Origin of the sequence: Curtobacterium sp. 9128 (genome assembly GCF_900086645.1) — a bacterium.
GTDB lineage: Bacteria > Actinomycetota > Actinomycetes > Actinomycetales > Microbacteriaceae > Curtobacterium.
This window is the reverse complement of record NZ_LT576451.1, coordinates 1976355-2002572: the sequence shown is the minus strand read 5'-3', so window position 1 is coordinate 2002572 and position 26218 is coordinate 1976355. Positions and strand designations below refer to the sequence as shown.

At 70.7% G+C, this 26218-nt stretch carries 31 protein-coding genes; 19 read left to right on the top strand and 12 right to left on the bottom strand.

Features of this window, described 5'->3' with window-relative positions; genetic code table 11:
• The first annotated feature begins 57 nt into the window (after nucleotides 1-57).
• From QK288_RS09695 to QK288_RS09685, 3 genes are all read left to right on the top strand, one after another.
• The gene (locus tag QK288_RS09695; RefSeq protein ID WP_281264118.1) at nucleotides 58-1599 is read left to right on the top strand and encodes a hypothetical protein; all 1542 of its coding nucleotides are present in this window, start codon (nucleotides 58-60) and stop codon (nucleotides 1597-1599) included.
• 252 nt (nucleotides 1600-1851) lie between these two features.
• Complete coding sequence (locus QK288_RS09690; protein WP_281264117.1) at nucleotides 1852-2208, top strand: VOC family protein; 357 nt, start codon at nucleotides 1852-1854, stop codon at nucleotides 2206-2208.
• 40 nt (nucleotides 2209-2248) lie between these two features.
• Complete coding sequence (locus QK288_RS09685; protein ID WP_281264116.1) at nucleotides 2249-2893, top strand: NAD(P)H-dependent oxidoreductase; 645 nt, start codon at nucleotides 2249-2251, stop codon at nucleotides 2891-2893.
• A 61-nt stretch (nucleotides 2894-2954) separates the two neighbouring features.
• Here QK288_RS09685 and QK288_RS09680 read toward each other — a convergent pair whose 3' ends face one another.
• Entirely contained in the window at nucleotides 2955-3995 is a 1041-nt protein-coding gene (locus QK288_RS09680) for an MBL fold metallo-hydrolase (protein WP_281264115.1), read from the bottom strand.
• Between the two features lie 84 nt (nucleotides 3996-4079).
• On the opposite strand from QK288_RS09680, the gene QK288_RS09675 reads away from it, so the two are divergent.
• The 3 genes from QK288_RS09675 to QK288_RS09665 all read left to right on the top strand — a co-directional run bounded on the left by QK288_RS09675 (nucleotide 4080) and on the right by QK288_RS09665 (nucleotide 5535).
• Nucleotides 4080-5123, top strand: a complete 1044-nt coding sequence (locus tag QK288_RS09675) for an ATP-dependent DNA ligase (protein WP_281264114.1) — start codon at nucleotides 4080-4082, stop codon at nucleotides 5121-5123.
• A gap of 119 nt (nucleotides 5124-5242) precedes the next feature.
• Nucleotides 5243-5404 (top strand): hypothetical protein, encoded by a 162-nt coding sequence (locus tag QK288_RS09670; RefSeq protein WP_281264113.1) that lies wholly within the window; start codon nucleotides 5243-5245, stop codon nucleotides 5402-5404.
• On the top strand, nucleotides 5401-5535 hold the full coding sequence (locus tag QK288_RS09665) for a hypothetical protein (RefSeq protein WP_281264112.1): 135 nt from the start codon (nucleotides 5401-5403) through the stop codon (nucleotides 5533-5535). Before QK288_RS09670 ends, QK288_RS09665 begins: the two co-directional genes overlap by 4 nt.
• On the opposite strand, the gene ligD is transcribed toward QK288_RS09665, so the two are convergent.
• Nucleotides 5532-6551: a non-homologous end-joining DNA ligase gene (ligD, locus tag QK288_RS09660; RefSeq protein WP_281264111.1), complete on the bottom strand. Its 1020-nt coding sequence runs from the start codon at nucleotides 6549-6551 to the stop codon at nucleotides 5532-5534. The two genes, QK288_RS09665 and ligD, sit on opposite strands and share 4 nt — an antisense overlap.
• Nucleotides 6552-6640: 89 nt before the next feature.
• Between ligD and QK288_RS09655 the strand changes: the two genes are divergently transcribed.
• From QK288_RS09655 to QK288_RS09645, 3 genes are read left to right on the top strand one after another with little or no spacing between them, the layout of a single operon-like run.
• A complete protein-coding gene (locus tag QK288_RS09655; protein WP_281264110.1) occupies nucleotides 6641-7489 on the top strand; it encodes a DUF429 domain-containing protein in 849 nt (282 codons plus the stop codon).
• Nucleotides 7486-8688, top strand: a complete 1203-nt coding sequence (locus QK288_RS09650; protein WP_281264109.1) for a glycosyltransferase — start codon at nucleotides 7486-7488, stop codon at nucleotides 8686-8688. Before QK288_RS09655 ends, QK288_RS09650 begins: the two co-directional genes overlap by 4 nt.
• Nucleotides 8685-9281: a uracil-DNA glycosylase gene (locus QK288_RS09645; RefSeq protein ID WP_281264108.1), complete on the top strand. Its 597-nt coding sequence runs from the start codon at nucleotides 8685-8687 to the stop codon at nucleotides 9279-9281. Before QK288_RS09650 ends, QK288_RS09645 begins: the two co-directional genes overlap by 4 nt.
• A 162-nt stretch (nucleotides 9282-9443) precedes the next feature.
• Here the strand turns inward: QK288_RS09645 and QK288_RS09640 are convergent, their stop codons facing one another.
• Complete coding sequence (locus QK288_RS09640) at nucleotides 9444-9872, bottom strand: hypothetical protein (protein ID WP_281264107.1); 429 nt, start codon at nucleotides 9870-9872, stop codon at nucleotides 9444-9446.
• 125 nt (nucleotides 9873-9997) lie between these two features.
• Between QK288_RS09640 and QK288_RS09635 the strand changes: the two genes are divergently transcribed.
• Nucleotides 9998-11470: an APC family permease gene (locus QK288_RS09635; RefSeq protein WP_281264106.1), complete on the top strand. Its 1473-nt coding sequence runs from the start codon at nucleotides 9998-10000 to the stop codon at nucleotides 11468-11470.
• An 84-nt stretch (nucleotides 11471-11554) separates the two neighbouring features.
• Nucleotides 11555-12175: a hypothetical protein gene (locus QK288_RS09630; RefSeq protein WP_281264105.1), complete on the top strand. Its 621-nt coding sequence runs from the start codon at nucleotides 11555-11557 to the stop codon at nucleotides 12173-12175.
• 14 nt (nucleotides 12176-12189) lie between these two features.
• On the opposite strand, the gene QK288_RS09625 is transcribed toward QK288_RS09630, so the two are convergent.
• The 3 genes from QK288_RS09625 to QK288_RS09615 all read right to left on the bottom strand — a co-directional run bounded on the left by QK288_RS09625 (nucleotide 12190) and on the right by QK288_RS09615 (nucleotide 13497).
• On the bottom strand, nucleotides 12190-12627 hold the full coding sequence (locus QK288_RS09625) for a hypothetical protein (protein WP_281264104.1): 438 nt from the start codon (nucleotides 12625-12627) through the stop codon (nucleotides 12190-12192).
• 94 nt (nucleotides 12628-12721) lie between these two features.
• Nucleotides 12722-13042 (bottom strand): hypothetical protein, encoded by a 321-nt coding sequence (locus QK288_RS09620; RefSeq protein ID WP_281264103.1) that lies wholly within the window; start codon nucleotides 13040-13042, stop codon nucleotides 12722-12724.
• A gap of 68 nt (nucleotides 13043-13110) precedes the next feature.
• Nucleotides 13111-13497 carry a hypothetical protein gene (locus QK288_RS09615; protein ID WP_281264102.1) on the bottom strand — a complete coding sequence of 129 codons (387 nt, stop codon included), beginning with the start codon at nucleotides 13495-13497 and terminating at the stop codon, nucleotides 13111-13113.
• 94 nt (nucleotides 13498-13591) lie between these two features.
• Between QK288_RS09615 and QK288_RS09610 the strand changes: the two genes are divergently transcribed.
• The 4 genes from QK288_RS09610 to QK288_RS09595 all read left to right on the top strand — a co-directional run bounded on the left by QK288_RS09610 (nucleotide 13592) and on the right by QK288_RS09595 (nucleotide 16601).
• Entirely contained in the window at nucleotides 13592-13924 is a 333-nt protein-coding gene (locus tag QK288_RS09610; RefSeq protein ID WP_281264101.1) for a hypothetical protein, read from the top strand.
• A 124-nt stretch (nucleotides 13925-14048) separates the two neighbouring features.
• Nucleotides 14049-15473: an amino acid permease gene (locus QK288_RS09605; RefSeq protein ID WP_281264100.1), complete on the top strand. Its 1425-nt coding sequence runs from the start codon at nucleotides 14049-14051 to the stop codon at nucleotides 15471-15473.
• A gap of 194 nt (nucleotides 15474-15667) precedes the next feature.
• The gene (locus tag QK288_RS09600; protein ID WP_281264099.1) at nucleotides 15668-16390 is read left to right on the top strand and encodes a M23 family metallopeptidase; all 723 of its coding nucleotides are present in this window, start codon (nucleotides 15668-15670) and stop codon (nucleotides 16388-16390) included.
• Between the two features lie 25 nt (nucleotides 16391-16415).
• Nucleotides 16416-16601 (top strand): hypothetical protein, encoded by a 186-nt coding sequence (locus tag QK288_RS09595; RefSeq protein ID WP_281264098.1) that lies wholly within the window; start codon nucleotides 16416-16418, stop codon nucleotides 16599-16601.
• Nucleotides 16602-16685: 84 nt separating this feature from the next.
• Here QK288_RS09595 and QK288_RS09590 read toward each other — a convergent pair whose 3' ends face one another.
• Nucleotides 16686-17135 carry a BLUF domain-containing protein gene (locus QK288_RS09590; protein WP_281267566.1) on the bottom strand — a complete coding sequence of 150 codons (450 nt, stop codon included), beginning with the start codon at nucleotides 17133-17135 and terminating at the stop codon, nucleotides 16686-16688.
• 110 nt (nucleotides 17136-17245) lie between these two features.
• Between QK288_RS09590 and QK288_RS09585 the strand changes: the two genes are divergently transcribed.
• Nucleotides 17246-20518, top strand: a complete 3273-nt coding sequence (locus tag QK288_RS09585) for a DEAD/DEAH box helicase (RefSeq protein ID WP_281264097.1) — start codon at nucleotides 17246-17248, stop codon at nucleotides 20516-20518.
• A gap of 15 nt (nucleotides 20519-20533) precedes the next feature.
• On the opposite strand, the gene QK288_RS09580 is transcribed toward QK288_RS09585, so the two are convergent.
• Together QK288_RS09580 and QK288_RS09575 are read right to left on the bottom strand one after the other, a co-directional pair.
• Entirely contained in the window at nucleotides 20534-21082 is a 549-nt protein-coding gene (locus QK288_RS09580) for an isochorismatase family cysteine hydrolase (RefSeq protein WP_281264096.1), read from the bottom strand.
• A 10-nt stretch (nucleotides 21083-21092) separates the two neighbouring features.
• Complete coding sequence (locus QK288_RS09575) at nucleotides 21093-21872, bottom strand: aldo/keto reductase (RefSeq protein ID WP_281264095.1); 780 nt, start codon at nucleotides 21870-21872, stop codon at nucleotides 21093-21095.
• A gap of 85 nt (nucleotides 21873-21957) precedes the next feature.
• On the opposite strand from QK288_RS09575, the gene QK288_RS09570 reads away from it, so the two are divergent.
• The 3 genes from QK288_RS09570 (at nucleotide 21958) to QK288_RS09560 (ending at nucleotide 24384) form a co-directional block, all read left to right on the top strand.
• Complete coding sequence (locus tag QK288_RS09570) at nucleotides 21958-22737, top strand: HNH endonuclease family protein (RefSeq protein WP_281264094.1); 780 nt, start codon at nucleotides 21958-21960, stop codon at nucleotides 22735-22737.
• An 83-nt stretch (nucleotides 22738-22820) separates the two neighbouring features.
• Nucleotides 22821-23606: an SDR family oxidoreductase gene (locus QK288_RS09565; RefSeq protein ID WP_281264093.1), complete on the top strand. Its 786-nt coding sequence runs from the start codon at nucleotides 22821-22823 to the stop codon at nucleotides 23604-23606.
• 118 nt (nucleotides 23607-23724) lie between these two features.
• The gene (locus QK288_RS09560) at nucleotides 23725-24384 is read left to right on the top strand and encodes a GPP34 family phosphoprotein (protein WP_281264092.1); all 660 of its coding nucleotides are present in this window, start codon (nucleotides 23725-23727) and stop codon (nucleotides 24382-24384) included.
• 20 nt (nucleotides 24385-24404) lie between these two features.
• Here the strand turns inward: QK288_RS09560 and QK288_RS09555 are convergent, their stop codons facing one another.
• The 3 genes from QK288_RS09555 to QK288_RS09545 are packed head-to-tail and all read right to left on the bottom strand — an operon-like array spanning nucleotide 24405 to nucleotide 26180.
• Complete coding sequence (locus tag QK288_RS09555) at nucleotides 24405-24713, bottom strand: hypothetical protein (protein ID WP_281264091.1); 309 nt, start codon at nucleotides 24711-24713, stop codon at nucleotides 24405-24407.
• A 47-nt stretch (nucleotides 24714-24760) separates the two neighbouring features.
• Entirely contained in the window at nucleotides 24761-25135 is a 375-nt protein-coding gene (locus QK288_RS09550) for a PH domain-containing protein (protein WP_281264090.1), read from the bottom strand.
• A 58-nt stretch (nucleotides 25136-25193) separates the two neighbouring features.
• Nucleotides 25194-26180 carry an aminoglycoside phosphotransferase family protein gene (locus tag QK288_RS09545; RefSeq protein WP_281264089.1) on the bottom strand — a complete coding sequence of 329 codons (987 nt, stop codon included), beginning with the start codon at nucleotides 26178-26180 and terminating at the stop codon, nucleotides 25194-25196.
• Between the last annotated feature and the right edge of the window lie 38 nt (nucleotides 26181-26218).

Below are 26218 nucleotides of genomic sequence, written 5' to 3'. Positions count from 1 at the left end.
TTCTCGGCGGATTCTTACGATCCGGCACCCGTCCGGACCCGAACACTGGGGGAACCCGTGCACCGCAGCACCTCCGGTGTCCGACGCGCCTGCGCCGTCGGCACCACGATCGCACTCATCGGCCTGACCACCGGCCTCGGCATGGTCACCGCGACCGCCGCGTACGCCGACGACTCGACGCCCGCCGTCTCCGCGCCCGCCGACCCGAACGCGCAGACGAACACCGACCCGACCACGCCGGTCACCCCGGAGACGCCGACGACGCCCGCCGCCGACGCGTCCGGCACCGAGGAGCCCGGCGCCGAGCCCACCACCCCGGTGTCGACCGTCCCCGCGCCGTCGACGGACCCGGGTGCATCGACCACGACGGACAAGACCGACTCGGCAGGCAAGCAGGCCCCGACCACCTCGTCGACCGCCACGGACTCGGCGGTCTCGCCGAAGGCCGCGGTGGCATCCGACGCGAAGATCGTCGGCGACGCCAAGGTCGGCAGCACCCTCCGCGTCGACGCCCCGGAACTGAGCGGCACCTATGAGTACGCGTGGTCGACCGACGGCGGGCAGACCGTCGCCTCGATCTCGTCCAGCTACCCGGTGACGACCGCTGACCTCGGCAAGCAGATCTCCGTCCTGGTCACCGACGGGAACGGGAACACCGCGACCGCCAAGAGCGACGTCGTCACCGAGGACGTCGCGTACGACACGAAGACGACCGCCGACGCACCGCGCACCATCGAGGTCACGGCGGGCGACACGCTCGACGAGACCTTCGCCGTGTCGACGGGCAGCGGCGATGTCACGTACGCCATCGGCTACACCGACCCGGACAGCTCGGACCCGACCGACCCGGACGACCAGCCCGAGTCCTACCTGCCGTACGACACCGTCTTCGACGCTGCGACCGCGACACTGCGCGGCGAGGTCACGGCCGCGAGCACCTTCGACTTCACGGTCGTCGCCTCGAACGGCACCTCGACCGCGACGCAGTACGTCGAGGTCGTCGTCGACCCGGGTGCCGCGGTGGGCGTCATGGCCTCCGCGACCGACACCTCGGCCCAGGACGCGTTCGACGGCGTCCACCCGACCAACTCGTGGATCATCGAGCCGAACGGGGCGATCACCACGATCTCCTTCCCGGCCGACCTGGACGCCGAGCCGATCATCACCGACGGTGGACAGCCGACCGTGCAGCAGGGCGGCTCGCTGTGGGTGGACGGCTCCCCCGTGGACGAGTTCGGCAACAGCACGGTCGACTTCGACGACGACGGCAACTTCCCGATGGCGACCGTGACGAGCGACCACGCGGACGACCAGATCGCCTGGGACGACGACTCGTTCTCGACCAAGGTCACCTTCCCGCACGCGTCCACCCACGTGCTGACGGTCGCCGAGGACGGGCTTTCCGTCTCCTTCCCCGTCACGGTGAACCCGACCGTGGTGACGGCCCCGGTCGCAGCGGTCACGCCGACGACGGCCAAGGGCCAGCTCGCCTACACCGGCTCGGACGCCACCGGCGCCCTGCCGTGGGCGCTCGCGATGCTCGCCGCCGGTGCCGGCCTGGTCGGCCTGCGCGCGCTGCGTCGCCGCACCCAGCGCTGATCCGCACCCGGCACTGATCCGCACAGCGCCGGTCGACCGTCCAGGCCGACCGGCGCTGTCGCGTTCCACGGTCCGGACGGGAGGCTCCTGCCGGAGTCCGGTAGGAGCCTCCCGTCCGTCCTGTGGCCGCGACCAGCGCCGGAGCCGTGAGGACACACCGGTGCGGCAGCGCACACTCGGAACGGGTCGCCGCGGATGCGGGAGGCCCCGAGCGGGCGGGCCCTCGGCCCGCCCATGACCCGAGGAGTGCACATGGCAAGCGGAGTCGCAGCAGTGTGGGTACCGGTGACCGACATGGACCGGGCGGTGGCCTTCTACCGGGACGCCCTCGGTCTCACCGTGACGAGCCAGGACGCCGACTGGTCGGAAATCGACGCGAACGGCCTGATGATCGGGCTGAACGGCCGCGAGGACGCCTCCGGCTCCGTCGACGGCGGCGCGGTGATCACCTTCCAGCCGGACGGCACCATCGATGCCGAGGTCGAGCGGCTGAGCGACGCGGGCGTCGACTTCACGGGCGGCATCTCGGACCACGAGTGGGGTCGTATCGCCCCGTTCAAGGACTCGGAGGGCAACGACCTGCAGTTCTACGCACCGCCGACTGCCTGATCGCCCGCCGGAGGACGGCGGACGTCGATAGCGTTGGGGCATGCCCACGCTGCTCCAGATCGACTCGTCCGCCGGCCTCTCCCACTCCCGTTCCCGTGCGCTGACCGCTGCGTTCGCCGACGCGTGGCGCGCTCGGGGTCCGGAGTACACCGTGGTGCACCGGGACCTGCACACGGCACCGCTCCCGCACCTGGAGAGCTCGGCACTGCACTGGGCAGCCGCCGACCGCACCGCCGAGGAGTCCGTCGCTCCCGAGGCCGAAGCGCTCCGCCAGGAGATCATCGACGAGCTGCTCGACGCGGACGCCGTCGTGGTCGGATCGCCGCTCTACAATTACACGGTGCCGTCGTCGCTCAAGGCCTGGATCGATCGCATCCACGTGCCGGGAGTCCTCGCACCCGCGTTCGACGGGGACGCACAGCCCCTCGCCGGCAAGCCCGTCGTGACGATCGTCAGCCGCGGGGCGACCTACGACGCCGGCACGCCGACCGAGCACTGGGACCACGGCTCGCCCGTGCTGGAGCTCATCCTCGGGACCGCCCTGGGGATGCGCCAGTACCCGATCACGGTGAGCGCCACGCTCGCGGACCGGCTCCCGGCGCTCGCACCGCTGGCCGACCACGCGGCCGCCGAGTTCCACGACGCCAAGACGACGTTGGAGCGCCTCGCGACCACGGTCGTGTGACCACGGTCGTCTGACCACGGTCGTCTGACCACGGTCGTCTGACCACGGTCGTCTGACCGGCTCAGGTGGGGCGGATCTCGTCGGCCCGCCCGAGCAGGTCGGCGTGGAACGCCGTCTGCGTCAGCGCGCTCGCGAGCAGGAACCCCGTCATCGAATCGATGCCGCCACTGAACGGCACGCGCGACGCGACCTCGAACAGCGTCGGGGCGTCCAGCGTGTCGAGCGCCTCGGCGACGTGGCGACTCCGCTCCTCCCGGTGCCGAGCGAGGGTGCGGGCGCGGGACACCACGTCGCGGAACCGGTACTCGTGCCCCGGGCACACCTCGAGGTCCACGTACGGGTCGAGCTTCGCCAACGACGCCAGGTAGTCCCCCAGCGGGTTCGAGTCGGTGCGGCCGCCGAGCCCGATGCCGGAGTTGATCCGCGGCAGCACGTGGTCGCCCGTGAAGAGCAGCCCGTCGGCTTCGTCGAGGAAGCAGAGGTGCCCTGCGGTGTGGCCCGGCGTCCAGAGCGACCGGATCGTCCGCCCGGCGATCGGCAGCAGGTCCCCGTCATCGAGCAGGACGTCGGCGTACGGCGGCTCGATCGCGCCGAGCCCGATGTGCCGACCAGCTCCCCACGCTGCGGTGAGTCCGTCGCGCAGCTCGTGCGGTACGCCCCACGTGGCGATCTCGGCCTCGTGCGCTGCGGCGTCGTCGCGCTCGTGGTCGAGCGCCCGGACCTCGGCGGCGTGCATCGCGATGGGCGCCCCGGACATCCGTCGGACGGCAGTCGCGGCGCCGAGGTGATCGGCGTGCAGGTGTGTCACGGCGACCAGTCCGACGTCCTGCACCGACCGGCCGATCGACCGGAGTCCGGCGTCCAGGACGTCGAGCGCACCGTCGTCGCTCCACCCGGGGTCGATGAGCGCCAGGGAGCCGTCCGTGGCCTCGACGACGTACACGAGCGTGGCGTCGGGCACACCGAACCGGAACGGGACGGCGAGCGTCCAGACGCCGGGGCGGATCTCCTCCACCGGGGGCAGCACCCCTTCGGCGAGCGCCCGGGCCTGCACGGGACTGATCGGCGTCGGACTCGGCGCAGCCGGTGGAACGGTCGTCACCCGGCCACCCTAGCGAGCCGGACCGGTGCACCCGGATGACCCGAGCCTCCAGGCCGCGTGCACGACAGCGCGTACACATGACTCATGGAGATCGCACCGATGCTCGCCAAGGCCGTCCCCGAGGTACCGGAACCGGACCGTGTGACGGGCGGCCTCCGGTACGAACCGAAGTGGGACGGGTTCCGGGGCATCGTGACGATCGACGGCGACGACGTCGAGATCGGCAGTCGTGGCGCCAAGCCACTCACCCGGTACTTCCCCGAGTTGGTCGAGGCGTTCCGCACCCAGTTCGGCGGGCGTGACCACCCGGTGGTCCTCGACGGCGAGGTCGTGCTGCGCGCCGGCGAGCCCGGACACGAACGGCTCGACTGGGAAGCACTGTCCCAGCGCATCCACCCGGCGGAGTCCCGCATCCGGAAGCTCAGTGCGGAGACCCCTGCGCAGTTCGTGGCCTTCGACCTGCTGGCTGCGGACGGCGAGGAGCTCGTGGACCTGCCGTTCGACGAACGGCGTACCCGGCTGGAGGCCCTGGCCGACGAGCTCGCCGACCCGCTGTTCGTGACACGGACAACCCTCGACGTGGACCTGGCGCGCGAGTGGCTGACGACGTTCGAGGGGGCCGGGCTCGACGGGGTCGTCGCGAAGCCCCGGGCCCGACCGTACGAGCCGGGCAAACGGTCGATGTTCAAGGTCAAGCACCACCGGACGGCGGACGTCGTCGCGATCGGGTACCGCGTGCACAAGGGCGGCAGCGGGGTCGGCTCGCTGTTGGTCGGGTTGTACGGGGAAGACGGCGAGCTCCGGCAGGTCGGTGGCGTGTCCGCCTTCTCCGACAAGCGTCGACTCGCGTTGGTCGAGGAGCTCGACCCGGTGGTCCTCCGCGACGCGGACGGGAGGCCCGTGACCGGTGACGGGGAGAAGTCGCGGTTCTCGTCGGGTCGCGACACGTCCTTCGTTCGGCTGTCGCCGGAGCTGGTCCTGGAGGTCCGGTACGACCAGATGGAGGGCGCGCGGTTCCGGCACACGGTGCAGTTCGAGCGCTGGCGGCCGGACCGCGATGCCCGGTCGTGCGGCTTCGAGCAGCTCGAGGTCCCCGCTGCCTACGACCTGCGCGACGTGCTGTCCTGACGGTGTTGCCGCTTCGTGATGTCCGATCTCCGAACTAGTTAGTCAAACTAGTAACTTCGTGGAATGATCGGATCACGGCAGCCGACCAGGGGTGCCACCACGGATCGGAGCGGACCGACATGAGCAACGCAACTCTCGTCCGACACACCCAGCGCAGCCCGCTGAGCGAGGTCCGCGAAGCACGTCACCAGCGCATGCTGCAGCTCAGCGCAGTCGTCAGCGGCATCGCCGGCGTGACCGCCACCGCGCTCGCACTCGTCACGATGGGGCTCGGCGCATGATCGTCGACGGCATCAGCGAGGCACACCGCCCCACGTGGTCCAAGCTGGCGCGGTTGCACTCCGCCACGATCGTGCTGCCGATGCACACGACCCGCGTCGAGGACGTGCTCCCGGACGACTCCGCGCTCTAGGCCTTCTTCGCCCGGGACGGCTGGACGCGCGGGGGCTCGCCGGGCATCTTCGGGAAGTCGGGCGGGAACGGCAGCTCACCGAGACCGTTCTCCAGGTCACGCTCCCACCACGCCAGCAGTGGCGCGATCGACGCCGACTCCGCGCCCATCGTCTCCCACGGGTCCCCTGTTCCCCGCAGCCGGTCGGGCATCGTCAACACCGTGAACGCGGTCGGGTCCGCATCCGCGAGTTCGTCCCACGTGATCGGTGCCGAGACCGAGGCGTGCGCCAACGCCCGAGGACTGTAGGCACCCGCGATCGTGCGGTCACGGTTCGCCTGGTTGAAGTCGACGAACACCCGGCTCCCCCGTTCCTCCTTCCACCACGCCGTCGTCACCCGGTCGGGCATCCGCCGTTCGAGTTCGCGTGCCGCGGCGATCACGGCGTGCCGGACGTCCAGGAACTCGTACTCGGGGACGATCGGTGCGAAGACGTGCAGCCCGCGGTTCCCGCTCGTCTTGATCCACGCGGTGAGCCCGACCTCGTCGAGGACCTTCCGCAGCTCCTCGGCGACGGGGACGGTGTCGTGGAAGTCGGTGCCGGGCTGCGGGTCGAGGTCGATCCGGAGCTGGTCCGGGTGGTCGCTGTCCGAGGCCCTGGACGCCCACGGGTGGAACACGACGGTGTTCATCTGTGCTGCCCACACCGCCACGGCCGGTTCGTCGAGCACGAGCTGCGGGTGCTGCCGACCGCTCGGGTACGTCACCGTCACGGAGCGGACGTAGTCGGGCGCGCCCTTCGGCGGGTTCTTCGAGAAGAACTGCTCGCCGTCCACACCACCGGGGAACCGCTGCAGCGACACCGGGCGGTCCCCGTTCGCCCGGACGAACGCGTCTCCCACGGTGACGAGGTAGTTCGCGAGGTCGAGCTTCGTGACGCCGGCGTCCGGCCAGAGCACGCGCGACGGGCTCGTCAGTCGGACCTCCCGGTCGCCGTCGGGGCCCGGAACGGTCAGCGTCGTCGCTTCGCTCGCCATGCAGCGGAACCTACACCGGCCGCGCCTACCGACTCCCACGCCCACACCCCGCACGCCCGCGAGGGAGCGGCGCGCGAGAGGATGGGCGTGTGAGCGCGTACCTCGGAGTGGACCTGGCGTGGGGGCTCGGGACCGAACGGCGAGCTGCGAACGAGACAGGGCTCGCGGCGCTCGACGAGCACGGGAACGTCCTCGACGCCGGGTGGGCCCGTGGCGTGGACGCCGTGACCGCGTGGGTCGTCGAACACCTCGGCCCTCGGACCCTCATCGGCGTGGACGCCTCGCTCGTCGTGACGAACGCGACGGGCATCCGCGAGGCCGAACGACAGGTCGGACAGCGCTACGGCCGGTGGAAGGTCGCCGCCAACCCGACGAACCTTGCATCAGCGGCGAGCGCCGGCGCCCGGCTGCTCGACCGGCTCACCGCGCTCGGCGTCGGGTACGTCTCGGACACCGCGGGGATGCACGCGCGGACCACGCCCGTGCTGTTCGAGTGCTACCCCTACACGACGCTCGTGGGGATCGAGGAGCTCGGCTACGACGACGAACGCCCCCGGTACAAGCGCCTCGACACCAGGATCCCGCCCGCGACGGCCAGGGCCCGGCGGGCCGAGGCGTTCGACGACCTCGTGCGACGACTTCGCGAAACGCCGCTCGACCCACCCCTCGCCCTCGACTCGCACCCGCTGACGGCTGCGCTCGCCGACCCGTCCGTGCTGCACGGTCCGACGCACAAGCACCGGGAAGACCTGCTCGACGGCGTGCTGTGCGCCTGGACGGCCGCGTTCTGGGACCGGCACGGCGACCAACGGGTGCAGGTGCTGGGAGGTGATCGGAGCCTCCCGTCCGACCCGGTGGACGAGGCGGGCCGGAAGCCGGTGGTCGTGGCCCCGGCCCGTGAGTCGCAACGGCGCCCGCGGCTAGGGTTGGAGTCGTGAGCACGACGACCGAACCGCTGCGCATCGGGCTCGTCTCGCTGCACACCTCCCCCGGCGACGAACCGGGTTCCGGCGAGGTCGGCGGCATGAACGTCGTCGTCCGGCACCAGGCGGAGGCCCTCGCCGACCGCGGCCACCACGTCGAGATCATCACCCGCCGCTCGGCACCCGCGCAGCCGGACTCCGTGTCGCTCGTGCCCGGTGTCTGCCTGCGGTTCCTGTCCGCCGGGCCGGCCGAACCCGTGCCGAAGGGCGAGCACGACGCGTTCATCGAACCGTTCCGGCACGGACTCGCAGCGCTCGGGCCGTTCGACGTGCTGCACTCGCACCACTGGTTCTCCGGCGCGGCCGCACTGCCAGTCGCCCGAGACCGCGGCATCCCGCACGTGCAGTCCTTCCACTCGATCGCCGCCGACTCCGCGACCCCGCTGTCCGAGGGCGAACGGCCGGAGTCCGCTGGTCGCATGGCCGGCGAAGCGATGCTCGCACGCGAGTCCGACGCGGTCGTCGTCGTCAGCGAGTCCGAGGCCGAGACCGTCCGCACCCGGCTCGGCGGGGACCCCGGCCGCCTGTGGATCGTGCCCCCGGGCGTCGACGGCTCGGTGTTCCGACCGGCTGCCGCCGGCGCCCGCCGCGCCGACGTCCCGTACGTGGTCGCCGCGGCGCGCGTCCAGCCGCTCAAGGGCCTGGACCTGGCGATCGAGGCGATCGCCGGCATCAGCCAGGAGGCCCGTCCCACCCTCGTCATCGCCGGGGACTCCTCGAGCGAAGCGGGCGACTACCTCGCCGAACTGCGTCGGCTCGCGGCCGCGCACGGCATCGCCGACCGCGTCACCTTCATCGGACCGCAGTCACGGGCCGACCTGGCGTTCCTGTTCCGTGGCGCGGCAGCCGTGCTGGTCCCGTCGCACTCGGAGACGTACGGCCTCGTCGCGCTCGAGGGATCCGCGTCCGGTGTGCCCGTCGTGGCCGCCGCTGCCGGTGGGCTCCGCGAGGCGGTGGTCGACGGGGAGACCGGCGTCGTGCTGGAGTCCCGGGCGCCGGAGGTCTGGGCCGCGGAGATCGAGCGCATCCTGACCGAGCCATCGTACGCAGCCGAGCTGTCGGCAGCGGGGCGCGAACACGCGGAGCACCTGAGCTGGGAACGCTCGGCCGCCGGGCTCGAGCACGTCTACCGTCGGGTGCTCGGTCGCTCGTGACAGCACCGGACCTCGACGGCTTCTGGGCAGCGCTCGACGCGGTGCCGGTGGCGGACGACGCCGAGGCGCTCTACGACGTCCGTACCGCGGAGGGGCGACTGCGCCGAGCGAACCTGTCGCGGTACCTGTCCGACGTCGGCACCGGCGCGGACACGTTGCTCGTCGCCGAGGCCCCAGGGTGGCGCGGCATGACGAACACCGGGGTGCCGTTCACGAGCGTCCGCGAACTCGGCCCGACCTACCAGATGCCGCCGGAGCCGACCGCGCCGTGGGAGGCGTCGTCGCGGGTCGTGCACGCGGCGCTCGCGGGCTGGAATGGACCACTGCCCGTCGCGTGGGCGATCTTCCCGCACCACCCGTTCGTCGCACCCGACCGGCTGACGAACCGGACGCCGCGTCCGGCCGAGGTCCGCGACGGCGCGCCCGTCGCGCTCGCGCTCATCGAGGCGCTCGGGGCATCGCGCGTGATCGCCGTCGGGCGGAAGGCCCAGGGGGCGCTCGCGCTCGCCGGCATCGAGGCGATCGCGGTCCGACACCCGGCGCAGGGCGGCGCGACGCAGTTCACGGAGCAGCTCGCGGCGCTGAACCGCTGATGGGCGGCCCGCGGGCCGCCGTCGTGCCGGGCTCCCTGCTCGCGAGACGCCTCCTTGCCCGCGAGACACCTCCGTGCTCCCGAGACGCCGCCGAAACCAGCGGCGTCTCGGCGACTCGGCGGCGTCCGGGCGACTCCGGGGCGTCTCGGCGACACCGGAGCGTCAGGCGGACTGCACCTCGACGCCCTTGCTGGCGAGAGCATCCGCCACGTGCGCGGGCAGCCTCGTCGTCGCGTACACGGTCGTGAGCGCGGGGAGCTCGAGCAGGTCGTCCCAGTTCTGCGGGTCGTAGCGGTCGTCGGACCCGTCCCACCCGGGGTGCACGTCCTGCAGGATCTCGAGGTCTGGGTCGAACGTGACCTCGGTGACGAGGGACAGGTGCGAGGGCAGCAGGTCGAGGTCGTCGTAGTACTCGCGGGCCCGGTCGTCCTGCCCCTCGACGTCGAGGTCCTCCTCGGTCTCGTCAGCGGACTCCCCGTCGTACGACTCGATGACGTCGAGGTCGTAGCAGAGCACGTCGAGCACGAGCAGCTTCGCGTTGAAGTCGGCGAACTCGACGGGTTCCTCGGTGGTGTTCGACTCGTCGTACATGGTGCGCAGCGTATCCGTGCGGTCCGCCGTCTGCCCGGTTTCGAGCAGGACACGTTCGTGTTGCGATCGGCGGGGAGAACCCTGTGAAGCCGGACAGGATGCTGTCCCCCGGAAGAGGGTGGTGCATGACCACCACGAACACCGAGGCCCCGAAGCAGGAGCAGCCTGAGCTCCGTCGGGTCATCGGCCCCAAACTCCTGCTGTTGTTCATCGTCGGGGACATCCTCGGCACGGGCGTCTACGCCCTCACCGGTCAGGTCGCGGCCGAGGTCGGCGGAGCAGCGTGGCTCCCCTTCCTCATCGCGTTCGCCGTCGCCCTGCTCACCGCGTTCTCGTACCTGGAACTCGTGACGAAGTACCCGCAGACCGCGGGAGCCGCGCTGTACGTGCACAAGGCGTTCGGCATCCACTTCGTCACGTTCATCGTCACGTTCATCGTGATGTGCTCGGGGATCACCTCGGCGTCGACGGCATCCCGCGCGTTCGCCGCGAACCTCGGCGCGGGCTTCGGGCTCGAACTGCCGAACGTGGTCGTGATGCTCATCGGCATGGGCTTCATGCTCCTGGTGATGGCGGTCAACTTCCGGGGCGTCAGCGAGAGCGTGAAGACCAACGTCGTGCTGACGCTCGTCGAGCTCAGCGGTCTCGTCATGGTGATCATGATCGGGTTCTGGGCCATCGCCGGGGGCAACGCGGACTTCTCGCGCGTGGTCATGTTCGACACTCCCGAAGACAAGGGCCTGCTGCTGTCGGTGTCGACCGCGACGTCGCTGGCCTTCTTCGCCATGGTCGGGTTCGAGGACTCGGTGAACATGGCCGAGGAGACGAAGGACCCGTCCCGGATCTTCCCGAAGGTGATGTTGACGGGCCTCGGGATCACCGCGGTGATCTACGTGCTCGTGTCGATCTGCGCCGTCGCCGTCGTGCCGATCGGGCAGCTCGCCGGCAACGAGACGCCGCTGGTCACCGTCGTCCAGACCGCCGCCCCGGACTTCCCGATCGCGGACCTGCTGCCGTTCATCTCGATGTTCGCCGTCGCCAACACCGCCCTGATCAACATGATGATGGCGTCCCGGTTGCTGTACGGCATGAGCAAGCAGGGCGTCCTGCCCGGATTCCTGTCGAAGGTCTCCCCGACCCGTCGCACCCCGTCCACCGCGATCGTCTTCACGACGCTCATCTCGCTGGCGCTGATCGGCTGGGTCTCGCTCAGCCCGGACTCCCCCATCGTCGTCGTGCTCGGCGGCACCACGTCCCTGTTGCTGCTCTCGGTGTTCGCCGTCGTAAACCTGTCCGTGCTGGTGCTGCGCCGCGACAAGGTCGGGCACAAGCACTTCCGAGCGGGCGTCGTCATCCCGGTCATCGGTGTCGTCACGTGCCTGTGGCTCGTCCTGCCGTTCTCGTCCGGACGTGACATCGAGCAGTACCAGATCGCCGGGGCCCTGCTCGCGCTCGGGATCCTGCTGTGGATCGTGACGTGGTTCACGCACGGCAGGAAGCAGGCCGACAAGGCGCCGACCGGCCTCGTCACGGAACCGACGAGCGTGGTCCACGACGGAGCGCAGGGAGGCTCGCACGAGGGAGACCACCGGAACTGACCCGAACTGGGGCGGGTACGAGGGCGGCGCTTCCCAGGTCGCCCTCGTACCCTCGTTCAGGCACCCGGACGAGAGGACCCCCGCATGCACCGCGTCGGCATCACCCTGGCGTCCGTGTTCGGTGCGGGGATCGTCGCCGTCGGGATCGGTGTCGTCGTGCTCGTGGTCATCGCGGTGAACTCCCTGTCCGGCATCGGTGGCTCGTCGTCCACGCCGCGAGCCGTGACCTGCCCGGCCGCCGCCACGAAGACGGTCGGCGGTATCGCGGTGCCCGAGGGACCGGTCGCCGGGTACTGCCAGGACCGGCTCGTCAACGCAGCGGCCGTGATCGAGGCCGCACGGGCACTCGGCATCGGGCCGCACACGCAGGCCGTCGGCGTGATGACCGCGATCGGCGAGTCCGGGCTGCAGAACCTGGACCACGGCGACGCCGTCGGGCCCGACAGCCGCGGACTGTTCCAGCAGCGGGACAACGGCGCCTGGGGCACCTACGAACAGCGGATGGACCCGTACACCGCGGCGTCGATGTTCTACGCGAAGCTCGTGAAGGTCCCCGGCTGGAAGACGATGACGCCGACGCAGATGGCGCACGCGGTGCAGGTGAACGCCGACCCGGACCACTACGCGAAGTTCTGGCCGACAGCGAAGCAGGTCGTCGAGGGTCTGACGGGCGAGACCGTCCCCGACACCGCTCCGCAGGGCTGACGTCACCGCCACCGTCACGCGGCGGCCTCGGTCACCTCGTCCTCGTCGAGCTCCACGAACGCCGCGCCGCCGTCGTGCACCACGACCTGCCCGCGGACCCGGACCCGGTGTTCGTCGAGCGTGCACGCCATCGCGTCGACCCACTCCCAGTCGACCGGGTACATATGCAGGGCCCCCGGCCGTTCCCAGGCCAGGATCACATCTGCCGCGCCGACCTGTTCGACGATGTCCGCCACGAGGGCGCCGAAGTCCTCGACGTGGTCGTCCGGTTGGTACGGCAAGTCCCCGATGGGGATGACGAAACGGATCGGCACGGCATCGGCGCCGAGGAACAGCACCCAGCACTGTCGGCGGTGCGGGCGTTCGAGGAGCGCGACGACGAGGTCGACGACGTCGTCATCGGTACGGACTGCGGTTCGCTCGAGTCGGTCGAGCACGTCGGTGTCTGGCATGGCTCAACGGTCGCGGAACGAGGCCCCGAGCAGGGCGCCAGGATCGGACCCGGTGGACGGACCGAGCAGAGCGACCCCCTGTGGAGGAACCGGTTCAGATCCCGTGGGAGATGGCGCTGTCCACGAGCAGCAGCGCTGCGAAGAACGCCGCGACGACCGCCGCCAAGCCGATCACCGCGATCGGCCACGCCAGGCGTCGTCGCACCATCCGCAGCACCGAGAAGAGGATCGCGAGCACCAGGACCAACGCGACCGCCACCGGCCCCGCGTAGACGACGACCCCGCCGAGCGTCTCGTCACACCGGTTCCCCGGTGCGGTGCACGAGTGGAACGCGAGCGAGAGGAACACGATCCCCCACCCCGCGACCACCGCAGCCGCCGTCGCGATGGTGAGGACGGCGATGGTGGCGACCATGTCCGCGACGCGACGGCCACCCGTCAACTGATGCCGAGCCTCCAGTCCGGACTGCACGGGCACGGCGATCACGACCGCTGACGCGACCCGCCACGCGTGGACCACAGCGCAGCGGCGACCAGCAGCGGCTGGCCGAAGAGACGAGCGATGCGTTTCTCGTCGGAGTCGAGGCCGAAGCCGTCCCGCCGGTTCAGCCACTGCGCGATGTTCCCGGGGAAGACCGCGACGAAGAAGAGCGCGACGACCGTCCCGACGAGCCGACGACGGCGGGAGGCCAGCACCAACGCGGAACCGAGGCCGATCTCAGCGACACCGGATGCCAACACCGTGGTGTCCTCGTCGATCGGCACGAGCTCGGGGACCTGCGCACGGAACTCCTGCCGCGCGAACGTGAGGTGGGACGTGCCGGCGAACACCAGCGCGAGACCGAGCAGGACACGGACGAAGGAACGCATGCACCCAGCATGCCCGTCTCGATGGACGGACGCCCGGTGGTACCCCCTGAACCGGCGTCTCCCGGACGTCTGAGAGCCCGGGTACGGTCAGGACATGGCTGCACGGACCCGCGATCAGGAGCCACCAGCCGCACCCGCGTTCGTCGCCGTGGTCCTCGGCCTCGTCACCGCCTACCTCGGCGTCGTCATCCCGGCCGAGTCGATGGTCCGTCACGTCGTGCTGTGCGCCGTGTTCGGCATCGTGGCGGTCCTCAGCGGGTGGCGGGCGATCGCCATCGCCGGCAGGCGGATCGGGCCACGCATCGCGGCGTGGGTCGGCATCGTGATCGGTGGCGCCGGTCTCATCTCCCTGGTGTGGCAGATGCTGGCCATCGCGACCCACGGCGCGGTCCCGCCGCCACCCTGGGCTCCGTACCTGGCCGGCTGACGGCCTGGAGGCTCGTGGCGGGCCCGCCACGAGCCTCCCGTCCGGCATCGCGCACGTGACCGCCCCCTGGCAGGCCAGGCGCGCAGTGCGCGCGCAGGAGCGCCGCAGGGTGCAGAGTGGCCGGGTGACAACGACGCCGCAGCCCTCGCTCTTCCGCCGCAAGCCGATCGACCAGATCGACGACGAGACCGGGGGCGAGGACGGCCTGAAACGCCACCTCGGCCTCTGGCAGCTCACCGCCATCGGCATCGGCGGCATCATCGGCGCCGGCATCTTCACCCTCGCCGGCACCGTCGCGCACGGCATCGCGGGTCCGGCCGTGCTGATCTCGTTCCTCGTCGCCGGGGTCGCGAGCGCCGCCGCGGCGCTGTCCTACGCCGAGTTCGCCGGGATGATCCCGAAGGCGGGCAGTGCCTACACGTACGGGTACGCAGTCCTCGGCGAGATCGTCGGGTGGTTCATCGGCTGGGACCTGCTGCTCGAGTACACCGCGATCGTGGCGGTGGTCGCGATCGGCATCTCCGGCTACGTCGGGTTCCTGGTCGGCCAGTTCGGCATCGACCTGCCCGCCTGGATGCTCGGCGCGCCGGGCACCGGGGACGGCCACGTGATCGACGTCTTCGCGATCATCCTCTGTCTGCTCACCGCGTTCGTGCTGACCCGCGGCATCCGGAGCGCCGCCCGGTTCGAGTTCGTCGCCGTCGGCATCAAGGTCCTGCTCGTGGTGCTCATCGTCGTGCTCGGCGTGTTCCACATCAACAGCGCCAACTACTCGCCGTACTTCCCGTTCGGCTTCGGCGGCGTGATGACCGGTGCCGCGACGGTGTTCTTCGCGGTGTTCGGCTACGACGCGATGTCCACCGCCGCCGAGGAGTCGAAGGACGCCCGCAAGCACATGCCGAAGGCGATCCTGCTGTCCTTGGCGATCTCGATGGTGCTCTACGTGCTCGCGACCCTGGTGCTCACCGGCATGCAGAAGTACACGGACATCGACCCCGCGTCCGGGTTCTCGTCGGCGTTCGCGTCCGTCGGGCTCGGCGGCGTGGCGAACATCATCGCGATCGGTGCGATCGTCGGCATCGTCACGGTGCTCGTGACGTTCATGCTCGGCGCCTCTCGCGTGTGGTTCTCGATGAGCCGCGACGGTCTGATGCCGAAGTGGTTCTCGAAGACCGACCCGAAGCGCCACGTCCCCACCCGCGTCACCTGGATCCTCGGCATCGCGTCGGCGGTCCTCGCCGGGGCGCTGCCCATCGGCGTCGTCGCCGAGCTGACGAACATCGGCATCCTGCTCGCCTTCGTGGTGGTCTGCACCGCCGTCGTCGTGCTCCGCTACACCCAGCCGGACCTCCCGCGGCAGTTCAAGCTGCCACTGATGCCGATCGTCCCGATCATCGGCGTCATCGCGTCGCTGTGGCTCGTCACGTTCCTGCAGTGGGAGACCTGGGTGCGGTTCGCGGTGTGGTTCGCGATCGGGCTCGGGGTGTACTTCGGGTACTCGCGGAAGCACAGCAAGCTGGCCGACCCCGAGGCTCCTCGCACCCGGTAGCCCGCTCCGGCGTCGGGGGGGGGGGACAGAGCTGTCCACCCATTACCCGACTGTCCGTCAAGTCCACCTTTCAGTACGTTCAGCTCCGGGGAGGGCGCCCGCCCGAGAGGCGGTGCCGGCCGCGCTCCCCAGGAGGGGACGATGTGAACGAGCAAGAGAGTCAGAGGACCTCGGGGGGCATCACCCGCCGCGGCATGATCGGCGGCTTGGGGGCGATCGCGGCGGCCAGTGCCATCGGCACCGGGCTCGGCAGACCGTCCTCCGCCAGCGCGGCGACGACCTGGTACTTCCCGCTGACGACACGACCCGCAGTCCTGTCGGGCGGCGGGTACGGGAACCGGCTCGACCCCGTCACGCACCAGTACGCGCTCCACGACGGCGTGGACTACCCGATCGGCGAGGGGACTCCGGTCTACGCGATGCGTGCCGGGAAGGTGACGTTCGACGGGGTGAACGGTGGGTACGGCAACTACGTCGGCGTGGCGCACGACGACGGTTTCGAGACCGGGTACGCCCACCTCCTGAGGATCGTCGCGCAGACCGGTCAGTCCGTCCAGGCCGGGACGCTCGTCGGGTACTCGGGGAGCACCGGGTGGTCAACGGGACCGCATCTGCACCTACGGATGCTCCGTAACGGGAGCTCGTACGACCCGACGAGCATCCTCAACGCGGCCCCGCTGGCGACCGGGAAGGTCGTGCCGAGCAAGCCGGACAAGCCGACCGACGACGACTTCGTCGTGATCCACTCCGACGGCAGGGGGTATGCGGCTGTCGGAGCCGGCTACTTCCGCGGACTCCCGACGGAAGAGTTCGTCGGCGCGGCGACCGCGTTGTTCGGCCCGGCCAAGGAGGGCAACGACCGCCAGTTCGACGTCTGGAAAGCCAACGCACTCCAGGGCCAGACGGTCCGTTTCTGATCACGAATTCTCGAAAGGAACCATCATGAAGATCATCCAGGGCGAGACCCGCGGCAGCGCAATCATCGGCCCCGGCTACTTCCGTAGCCTCAACAGCGAGCAGTTCCAGGCAGCCATCCTGCTGTACGGCACCCCCACCAAGGGCAACGACCGCACGTTCGACGTGTGGAAGGCGATCGCGCTGCAGGGACAGGTCGCAACCGGAAGCTGACCGAGTCCAGACGCCCCGCACCGGAACGGTGCGGGGCGTCGTGCTGTCGTCGAGTCCGGCCCGGCGCTCCCTGCGGCGGAGCGTTCAGGCCTGTTCGCGTCGGTGCTTGCCCGCCGCGGCGGTCGGATCAGCCAGCGGGTGGTTCCGGAACCAGCGGAGCAGCTCGCGCGCTCGGCTCTGGTCCGCGCTGGAGTCCCCCGTGCCGAGGAACGAGCTGAACCCCTCCGGCAGCTCCGACGACTCGTCGCGGTCGAACGCCATGGTCCACTCCGGGAAGCGCCGCGTGTGGATCGACTCCTCGACGAGCAGGGAGACGTCGTGGTGCCGATCGTCCTCGAGGATCCGCGTGTACGTCGCCATCACGGCGTCGTACGGCCCCTCGAGGAGCTGCATGAACCGACCGGCGCGGTACACCAGGAGGCCGGAGAGACCGTCGCCGGTGTTCCGCTCCCGTGCGTGGGACAGGACCGCTTCCAGCTCGTCGTCGTCGAAGCGCTCGCGAGCAGAGCTCATGTAGACCAGTGAATGCAGCATCGTGGGTTCGAGCATGCCCTGCCGACGCCGCCGCGGACAGCCCCTGTCCGGGTGGCCGTGCGCCTTCGGCTCCGGCCGCGGGGGTCGGTGGTTGCTGGCACGATGGACCCGTGCCAGCCGCCCCGATGATCGACGCCGTCGACGTCATCCGCTTCGTCGGGCCGCAGACGTTCGGTCGTGCGCGGGACATCGTCCGCCGCGGGCTCGTCGACGACGCCACCTGGCACGACGACGGCACGATCACCGGGGTCGTGGCCGGCTCCGCCGACGAACCGTACGAGGTGCACGTCGACACCACCGCCGCACGCGGCGAGTTCGTCCGCCCCGTCCGGTCCCGCTGCACGTGCCCGATCGGCGGCGAGTGCAAGCACGTCGCCGCCGCGCTCCTCACCATCAACGCCCGTGCCGTGGCCGCGCACGCCGGCCCACGAGCCGAGGAACCGGCTCCGCCGGCCCCGGACTGGAGGCACGAGGTCGCCCGCCTCGCCGGCGACGCCCCGCCACCGGTCACGTCCACCACGTCGACCCCGCTCGGTCTGCAGTTCGAACTCCGCGACGCGGTGCCCGCCCGCATGGCTGCGCGCGCGCGATCGGCCGGTCGGGCACTGCCGACGGCGTCGCGGTCGGTCCGACTCGGCGTCCGCCCCGTGACCCGCAGCGACGCCGGCAACTGGGTGCGCGGGCAGCTCACCTGGGGCACGCTCCCGTACTCGATGAACCGGCTCGGTCTCGGCGCCGAACAGCACGCGTGGTTCCTGCAGTTCGCCGCCCTGCACCGTGCGGGCGCGCTCGCCGGGCTCCCCGGTGAGAGCGACTGGATCCACCTCGACGACTTCCAGAGCCCGCTCCTCTGGCCGCTGCTGCGACAGGCCCCGTCGCTCGGGGTCGCCTTCGTGACCGGGAAGCGCGAGGGCGGTGCCACGCTCGGCACCGACGCCCGCGTGCTGCTCGACGTCGCTCGCTCGGACTCCGGGCTCGTGATCGGCACCAGCGCCGTGCTCGACGGCAGGCCCGTGGTGGACGGCGCCGCTCGGCTCATCGGTGACCACGGGCTCTACGTGTTCCGCGAGTCGCCGGAGTTCCGCGTCGAACTCGCCCCGACGCCGGAGCCCGTGCCAGCGGACCAGCGGCGCATGCTCGTCGAGGGCACCAGGATCCAGGTCCCCGCTGCCGAGGTGTCCGAGTTCCTGGCGGACTGGTCGCCACGACTCCGGGGTGCGCTCGGGCTCGTCAGCTCGGACGGCTCGATCGAGCTCCCCGAGCGGACTCCCCCGGAACTCGTGCTCACCGTGACCTTCGAACCGGCCCGCGCACCGCGGACCGACGACGTCGCACACCTGCAGTGGCGCTGGCACGTCGACGGCCGGAAGGACCCGGTGTCGATGCACGGGCCGCTGCCGGACCTGACCGGTGTCCGCGCCGCCGACGACGTGGCGGAGTCGCTGGCGTGGTTCGTCGACGGCACGGTCGAGGGAGCAGACGTCGCGGTCCTCGCGAACGAGCTCCTCCCCGCGCTCCCCGACCACGGCGTGCGGGTCGTCGTGCAGGGTGAGCGCCTCGACTACGAACGACTCACCGGCAAGCCGAACATCCGCGTCACGACGATGCCCTCCGACAAGCACGACTGGTTCGACCTCGGCATCATCGTCAGCGTCAAGGGCAAGGAGATCCCGTTCACGCCGCTCCTGACCGCGCTCGCGAGCAGGCAGCGGCGGCTCAAGCTCGTCGACAACTCGTACCTGTCGCTCGCGGACCCGGCGTTCGACCGGTTGAAGGAGCTCATCGACGAAGCCCGTGACCAGAACGAGTGGGAGCCGTCGCAGCCGATGACGGTCACGCCCCTGCAGGCCGGGCTGTGGTCCGAGTTCGACCAGCTCGCCGACGAGACCGACCACGACGAACGGTGGACGGCCATGGCGTCGCGGCTCCTCGACGCGGCGCCCCCTGGCGACGTCGCCGTCCCGGAAACCGTCCGCGCGGACCTCCGGCCGTACCAGCTGTCCGGGTACGCCTGGCTGTCGTTCCTCGTGTCGAACGGCATCGGTGGGGTGCTCGCCGACGACATGGGACTCGGCAAGACCCTGCAGGCGCTCGCCATGATCGCCGCGCGCCGGAGTACCGCGCCCGACGACCCGCCGTTCCTCGTCGTCGCACCGACCTCGGTCGTCGGGAACTGGGCGGCCGAGGCAGCACGGTTCGTCCCGTCGCTGCAGGTCGCCACGATCGAGACGACCTCGTTGAAGGACCCCGCGCTCGTCGCCAGGACCGCTGCCGCGTCGGACGTCGTCGTGACCTCCTACGCGCTGCTCCGCCTCGACGCCCGCGCCTACACCGACCTGCCGTGGTCGGCGCTGCTCCTCGACGAAGCGCAGTTCGTGAAGAACCCGCAGTCGCAGACGCACCGGGCGGCCGCCGAGCTGCAGGCCCCCGTGAAGATCGCGATCACCGGCACCCCGCTCGAGAACGGGCTGACCGACCTCTGGGCGCTGTTCTCGATCGTCGCACCCGGGCTGCTGTCGTCGTGGACGCGGTTCGGCGACGACTACGTGAAGCCCCTCGCTTCCCCCGACCTCCGCGGCTCCGCGCGCCAGGAGCTCACCGCACGTCTGCGCCGTCGGATCCGCCCGCTCATGCTGCGACGGACGAAGGAGAGCGTCGCCGCCGACCTGCCACCGAAGCAGGAGCAGGTCGTCCGGGTCACGCTCGACCCGGCGCACCGGGACGTCTACGAGCGGACGCTCAACCGTGAGCGCCTCAAGGTGCTCGACCTCATCGACGACCTCGACCGCAACCGGATGATCGTGTTCCGGTCGCTGACACTGCTCCGGATGCTCGCGCTCTCCCCCGCGCTGGTGTCGGGTGAGTCAGAGGACATCCCCTCCGCCAAGCTCGAGCTGCTGCTCGACGAACTGGAGCAGCTCGCGGCAGAGGGCCGTCGCGCACTCGTGTTCAGCCAGTTCACGTCGTTCCTCCGCATGGTGGCCACGGCCCTCGACGACCGCGGTATCGGGTACGAGTACCTCGACGGCTCGACACGGGCCCGCACGAAGGTGATCGACCGTTTCCGGAACGGCACCGCCCCGGCGTTCCTCATCTCGCTCAAGGCCGGCGGCTTCGGGCTGACCCTCACCGAAGCGGACACCGTGTTCGTGCTCGACCCGTGGTGGAACCCCGCTGCCGAATCACAGGCCGTCGACCGGACCCACCGCATCGGGCAGACCCGGTCGGTGAACGTCAACCGCCTCATCGCCGAGGACACCATCGAGGAAAAGGTCCTCGCACTCGCCGCCCGCAAGGCCCAGCTCTTCGCCACGATGATCGACGACGACGCCCTGTTCGCCGACGACCTGACCGCCGAGGACATCCGTTCCCTGCTCGCCTGATCCGGCGCGGCACGCTCAGCCGAGCGACGCGGTCCACTCGGCCGTGGTGACCACGTCTGCCTGGCGCGGGAAGACCTTCTCGAGCAGCACCCGGTGCACCTCCGGGTCGGAGTCGACGCACGCGTCCGACAACACCGTCAGTCCGAAGTCCAGGTCGGCGGCCTGCCGCACCGTCGACAGCACGACGCCGCTCGTGGCGATGCCGCAGAGCACGAGGTCCCGGACGTCGAGCCCACGCAGGAGCACCTCGAGGTCCGAACCCGCGAACGCACTCACCCGCAACTTCGTGACGACGATGTCGTCGTCGCCGGCACCGAACGCCGGGTGGATCTCGGTCGCGTCCGGTGCCTGCTGCGCCATCCGTGACGGCATCCCCCCGAACATCTTGTTCGTCGCCGCAGCCTCTGGCGCGCCGGGTCGGAACGCGACGCGGACGAACAGCACCGGGATCCGCCGCTCCCGCGCCGCCGACACCGCGGCCGTCGCCGCGGCGAGTCCCTCGTCGGTGCCGAGACGCTCGACGATGCCGTTCTGGTAGTCCATGACGAGGAGTGCGGTGTTCACTCCGCCGACGCTACCTCCCGAGTCCGTCGATGCGGTCGACCTCGTCCTCGGTGAGCTGGACGCGGGCGCCGGCTGCGTTCGAGGCGATGCGCTCCGGCTGGGACGACTTCGGGATGACGACGAAGCCGTGTGCCACGTGCCAGGCCACGATGACCTGCGCCGTGTCGACGTCGTGCGCCTCGGCGATCGAGACCAGCGTCGGGTCCTGGAGGTTGCTCGCCTTGAAGGGGCTGTACCCCTCGAGCACGACGCCGCGGTCGCGCAGCCCGTCGGCCACGGTCCGGTCGAACTCGGCCGGGCTCCACTTGATCTGGTTCACCGCCGGGGTGACACCGGTCGCCTCGGTGAGCTCGTCGATCTGGGCGAGCGAGTAGTTGCTCACCCCGACGGCCTTCGTCAAGCCGTCCTGCTGCGCCTGCACGACCTGCTCCCAGACGTCCGGGCGCGCCTCGCCATTCGGCGGCCAGTGCACGAGCCAGAGGTCGAGGTGGTCGAGTCCGAGCTGGTCGAGGCTCTCCTCGATCGTGGCGCGGACGCGGTCGGCGTTGTCCGGCGGCAGCTTCGTCGTGACGAAGACGTCGTCGCGGGCGAGCCCGGAGGCCGCGACGCCCTTCCCCACGCCACGCTGGTTGCTGTAACCGGTTGCCGTGTCGATGTGTCGGTAGCCGGCCTCGAGTGCTGCCTGCACCGCCGCGGGGGCGTCGGCGTCGGCGATCTGCCAGGTTCCGAAGCCGAGGAGCGGCATCGCTCCGCCGGTCACCGGTACGGACGGTTCTGCGAAATCGGTCATGCCATCGTGTCTACGCGGCGATGTCGGACGCTGCCACCAGGATCGAGGGACACACCACCGAGCACCACCTGGAGCACCACCCACCATGCCGTCACGCCGACGCCGTAGGACCCGCCTGACCCTGACCTCCGCGCTGATCGCCCTCGGCATCGCCGTCATCGGGTACGCCCTCCACACCACGGATCTCCAGCCGACCGAGGCAGACGCGGCGCCCACGGCGACCGCGTCCGTCGGCGCGAGCCCGGTCGGCGAACCGACGAACACGCCGACCGCAGCGAGCGCGCCGGAGCCGAGCCGAGCCTCCAGTCCGGCCGACGCGGCGCGAGCGCGCACCCTGCTGGCGGCCCTGCCCGTCAAGGGGAAGGCCGCGGCGACCGGGTACGACCGGACGGCGGACTTCGGCACCGCTTGGCTCGACGTCGACCGCAACGGGTGCGACACCCGGAACGACGTCCTCGCACGCGACCTGACCGAGATCACCAAGCGCGGCCCGTGCACGGTCACGAGTGGCGAACTCGTCTCGCCGTACACCGGCGGGGCGATCGACTTCGTGCGGGGCAACACCACCTCGACCGAGGTCCAGATCGACCACGTCGTCGCCCTCGAGAACGCGTGGATCACCGGCGCGCAGCAGCTCGACCAGTCCGAGCGAGCGGCCCTGGCGAACGATCCGGAGAACCTCTTCGCCGTGGACCAGCACTCGAACGCGCAGAAGCGCTCCGGCGACGCCGCCACCTGGTTGCCGGCGGACACCGCGTTCCGCTGCACCTACGTGGAGCACCAGATCACGGTGAAGACGGAGTACCGGCTGTGGGTCGTCCCCGCAGAGCGCGACGCCATGTCCCGCGTGCTCGAGCGGTGTTGATCGCAAGACGACAGGTGTAGCCTAAGTCCGAGCCGATGCACACGCATCCACTTCATCGTCGAAGACCGCAGGAGGCCTCCCCCATGTCCGAACGTTTCACCGACCGCGTCGTCCTCATCACCGGAGGCGGCTCCGGCCTCGGCCGTGCGACCGCCGTCCGCCTGGCATCAGAGGGCGCGAAGCTCTCCCTCGTCGACGTCTCCGAGCAGGGCCTCGAGGCGACGAAGTCCGCCGTGCTCGACGCGACGCCCGACGCCGAGGTCCTCACCACCGTCGCCGATGTCTCCGACGAAGCGCAGGTCGAGGCGTACGTCGCCGCGACCACCGAGCGCTTCGGCCGCATCGACGGCTTCTTCAACAACGCCGGCATCGAGGGCAAGCAGAACCCCACCGAGTCCTTCACCGCCGCAGAGTTCGACAAGGTCGTGTCGATCAACCTCCGCGGGGTGTTCCTCGGGCTCGAGAAGGTCCTCGCCGTCATGCGCGAGCAGGGTTCCGGCAAGGTCGTCAACACCGCCAGCGTCGGCGGCATCCGCGGCGTGGGCAACCAGTCCGGCTACGCAGCCGCAAAGCACGGCGTCGTCGGACTCACTCGCAACTCCGCGGTCGAGTACGGGCAGTACGGGATCAGCATCAACGCGATCGCACCTGGTGCCATCTGGACGCCGATGGTCGAGAACTCGATGAAGCAGATCGACCCGGAGAACCCGCGCAGGGCCGCCGAGGAGTTCATCCAGGTCAACCCCACCAAGCGCTACGGCGAGGCGCCGGAGATCGCCGCGGTGGTCGCGTTCCTGCTCTCGGACGACGCCAGCTACGTCAACGCCGCGGTCGTCCCGATCGACGGCGGACAGTCCGCCAAGTACTGATCCACGGAGGCTTCCGTCGAGCTTCGCCACCTCGCGGTGCGCGGCTGGGTGCGCGGGTCACCCTGGGCATCGGCCGGGAGGCCCGGCTCGGCCTGGCCACGCGTGGCAGCATGCGTGGATGGCTGAGCAACTCACCGTGCCCCAGGCGTTCGCACTGCTGCTGACCGAACCCGACGGCCGCCGGGCGATCGACTCGCAGCGGTTCGACACCGGACTCGCCGGGGCGGTCCTGGCGGACCTCGCCGTCCGCCGTGCCATCTCGCTCGATGGCAGGCACGTCCGCGTGGTGGACGGCAGTCCCACGGGCAACCCCGTGCTCGATGGTGTCGTCGGGACGATCGCGGCCTCCGGTGCCGCACGGAGCGCGAAGTGGTGGGTGACGAAGCTCGGCAAGCGACCGCTCCGCGACGACGTCTTCGCCGAACTCGTCGCCCGGGGACTGCTGACCTCGGCGCAGCGCACCACGCTCGGGATCTTCACGACGATGTCCTATCCGGAAGCCGACGGCCGCCCTGAGCAGCAACTCCGGGGCGAGGTCCTCGCGGTGCTCGATGGTCGAGCAGCCCCGACCCCGTTCGCCGCTGCGGTCATCGGCCTGCTCGATGCCACCCGCACGCTGCGCGGACAGTTCGGCAAGGTGGACAAGGCACGTGTCCAGGACATCACGTCCGGCACCTGGGCGTCGGTCGCCGTGAAGCGAGTGCTGCAGGACGTGCAGACCGCGATCATGCTGGCCGGCGTCACGGCCGCGTCAGCCGCGACCGCCTCGTCGAGCTGAGCGCCGCCTGGAGGACCCGTTCACCAGATCGTGCCGGCTCCGACGAAGATGCTGAGGAACGCGAGCCCTCCGAGGACGAGCCCCGTGACGGCGAGCCCCATCCCTCGACGGACGCGGTTCGCCCGGATGATCCCGGCGATGCCGAAGACGATCCCGAGCACATCCGGAACGAATCCGAGGAACAGGCCGATGAAGAACGGGATCCACGTTACGAGGAACCCGAACAGGCCGAGGACGAACGCGGCGACCGCGAGACCGTTGCTCGGAGGCGGTCCGTACTGCGGGGGTCCGGGTCGGTACGGCTCGTCGAAAGGGGGCTGCTGGTTCATGCGCTCGTCTCCGGGTCGGTCGCGGATCGCTCGGTTCCGTGCTCGCTTCAGAGCACGTGGTGAGCGATGAGGCGCCCGAGGTACGTGATGTCGAACCGCCCCTTGAACTCGAACTTGACCTTGCCGAGCCCGCTGAACCACAGTTCGAGCTCTGCATCGAGGTCGAACGTTCCCGCGGTCTCAACCGAGAAAGCCTGGATCTTGCTGTAGGGCATCGACGTGAAGTCCCGCTTCTTGCCGGTCATGCCCTGGACATTCACCGCGAGGATCCGCTTGTCCGTGAAGACCACGAAGTCGCGGATCGTCTTGGCAGCGACCAGGATCTGCTCCCCTTCGAGCAGCAATCCGGAGATCTGCGGAGCGATCTCGGCGGGGTCGCACTGGGCGAGCTTGAACAGAGTGCCGTTGCTGAAGTCGATCACAGGAACGAGCGTAGAGCGTCCGCGCCGGCCAGACGACGCCCTCTTCTGGGGATGGCAGTTATGGACCTGGGGCGACGTCGCCCGTCGGTCGTCCCGACGTCGTCGAGCTGAGCGCCGCCCGGAGCCGCGCGCCGACCAGCGACGCCGAGCCGGTCGGCGCGAGGATGCCGGTGAACACGCGGAGCGCCTCGTCGCGATCCGGTCCGACGCCGGCCGCGACCGCCTCGGACATGGTCGAGGTCAGGTCCTCGAGCGCTCGGATGCACGCGAACCGCACCATGCGGTGCTCGTCCACGGCCGTCGGCCCGTACCCGGCGCGGAACGCATCGAGCTGCTCGGGGGTCGCGGGTTCGAACAGCACGCTGAACTCGACCAGGTGCAGGTCGATCTCGCGCGGGCCGACCACGGCCTCGTCCCAGTCGACCAGCAGCAGCTCGCCGGCCTCCTCGACCAGCACGTTGCCCAGGTGCGGGTCACCGTGGCACCGGACCGGATCTCCCGGCCCTCCCGGCACGAGGCGCGTCCCCTCGAGCAGCAGGTCGATCCGGGAACGCGCCTGCCGCCACAGGTCGAGCACCGGATCCGTGCCCGACGCGGCGGCTGCGTCGAGCGCGCGGATCTCGGCCACGTAGCGGCGGCGACGCCGCCGGATGCCACGGCGAGCGCCCTGCCTGCGGGCCGGCAGCGGGAACGCGTGTGCGTGGACGTCGGCGAGCAGCGCGCCGTACGCTCGCCATGCCTCCAGGTCGAGCCCGACCGTCGCCGCGTCCTGCCCGTCCGACCACCGCGAGAGGGCGAGCCGGCCGCCGGCGCGTCGACTGCGGCGGCGGCCGCCCTCCGTGGGCCGCGACCGCGTCGTGCTCGCGAGGCCGGCCGCGGCCATCGAGGTGACCAGGCGGGTGCCGGTCCGCGTCGGACGCGTCGTCCACTTCGCCGCCCAGGCGACGCCCTCGTCGTCGACCAGCCGCCAGACGACCGCCGAGGTGTCGGTGCCGCCGGTGACCTCCTCGACGTCGACGGCGTGCACGTCGAAGTCCACTGCCACCCACCGCCGGGCATCGTCGACGCTCGGACGCGGTCGAA

Coding starts and splice junctions, on each gene's coding strand:
- QK288_RS09690 (WP_281264117.1), top strand. CDS start 1,852: ATGGCAAGCGGAGTCGCAGCAGTGTGGGTACCGGTGACCGACATGGAC.
- QK288_RS09685 (WP_281264116.1), top strand. CDS start 2,249: ATGCCCACGCTGCTCCAGATCGACTCGTCCGCCGGCCTCTCCCACTCC.
- QK288_RS09675 (WP_281264114.1), top strand. CDS start 4,080: ATGGAGATCGCACCGATGCTCGCCAAGGCCGTCCCCGAGGTACCGGAA.
- QK288_RS09670 (WP_281264113.1), top strand. CDS start 5,243: ATGAGCAACGCAACTCTCGTCCGACACACCCAGCGCAGCCCGCTGAGC.
- QK288_RS09665 (WP_281264112.1), top strand. CDS start 5,401: ATGATCGTCGACGGCATCAGCGAGGCACACCGCCCCACGTGGTCCAAG.
- ligD (WP_281264111.1), bottom strand. CDS start 6,551: ATGGCGAGCGAAGCGACGACGCTGACCGTTCCGGGCCCCGACGGCGAC.
- QK288_RS09640 (WP_281264107.1), bottom strand. CDS start 9,872: ATGTACGACGAGTCGAACACCACCGAGGAACCCGTCGAGTTCGCCGAC.
- QK288_RS09635 (WP_281264106.1), top strand. CDS start 9,998: ATGACCACCACGAACACCGAGGCCCCGAAGCAGGAGCAGCCTGAGCTC.
- QK288_RS09630 (WP_281264105.1), top strand. CDS start 11,555: ATGCACCGCGTCGGCATCACCCTGGCGTCCGTGTTCGGTGCGGGGATC.
- QK288_RS09625 (WP_281264104.1), bottom strand. CDS start 12,627: ATGCCAGACACCGACGTGCTCGACCGACTCGAGCGAACCGCAGTCCGT.
- QK288_RS09620 (WP_281264103.1), bottom strand. CDS start 13,042: ATGGTCGCCACCATCGCCGTCCTCACCATCGCGACGGCGGCTGCGGTG.
- QK288_RS09615 (WP_281264102.1), bottom strand. CDS start 13,497: ATGCGTTCCTTCGTCCGTGTCCTGCTCGGTCTCGCGCTGGTGTTCGCC.
- QK288_RS09610 (WP_281264101.1), top strand. CDS start 13,592: ATGGCTGCACGGACCCGCGATCAGGAGCCACCAGCCGCACCCGCGTTC.
- QK288_RS09600 (WP_281264099.1), top strand. CDS start 15,668: ATGATCGGCGGCTTGGGGGCGATCGCGGCGGCCAGTGCCATCGGCACC.
- QK288_RS09595 (WP_281264098.1), top strand. CDS start 16,416: ATGAAGATCATCCAGGGCGAGACCCGCGGCAGCGCAATCATCGGCCCC.
- QK288_RS09590 (WP_281267566.1), bottom strand. CDS start 17,135: ATGCTGCATTCACTGGTCTACATGAGCTCTGCTCGCGAGCGCTTCGAC.
- QK288_RS09575 (WP_281264095.1), bottom strand. CDS start 21,872: ATGACCGATTTCGCAGAACCGTCCGTACCGGTGACCGGCGGAGCGATG.
- QK288_RS09570 (WP_281264094.1), top strand. CDS start 21,958: ATGCCGTCACGCCGACGCCGTAGGACCCGCCTGACCCTGACCTCCGCG.
- QK288_RS09565 (WP_281264093.1), top strand. CDS start 22,821: ATGTCCGAACGTTTCACCGACCGCGTCGTCCTCATCACCGGAGGCGGC.
- QK288_RS09560 (WP_281264092.1), top strand. CDS start 23,725: ATGGCTGAGCAACTCACCGTGCCCCAGGCGTTCGCACTGCTGCTGACC.
- QK288_RS09555 (WP_281264091.1), bottom strand. CDS start 24,713: ATGAACCAGCAGCCCCCTTTCGACGAGCCGTACCGACCCGGACCCCCG.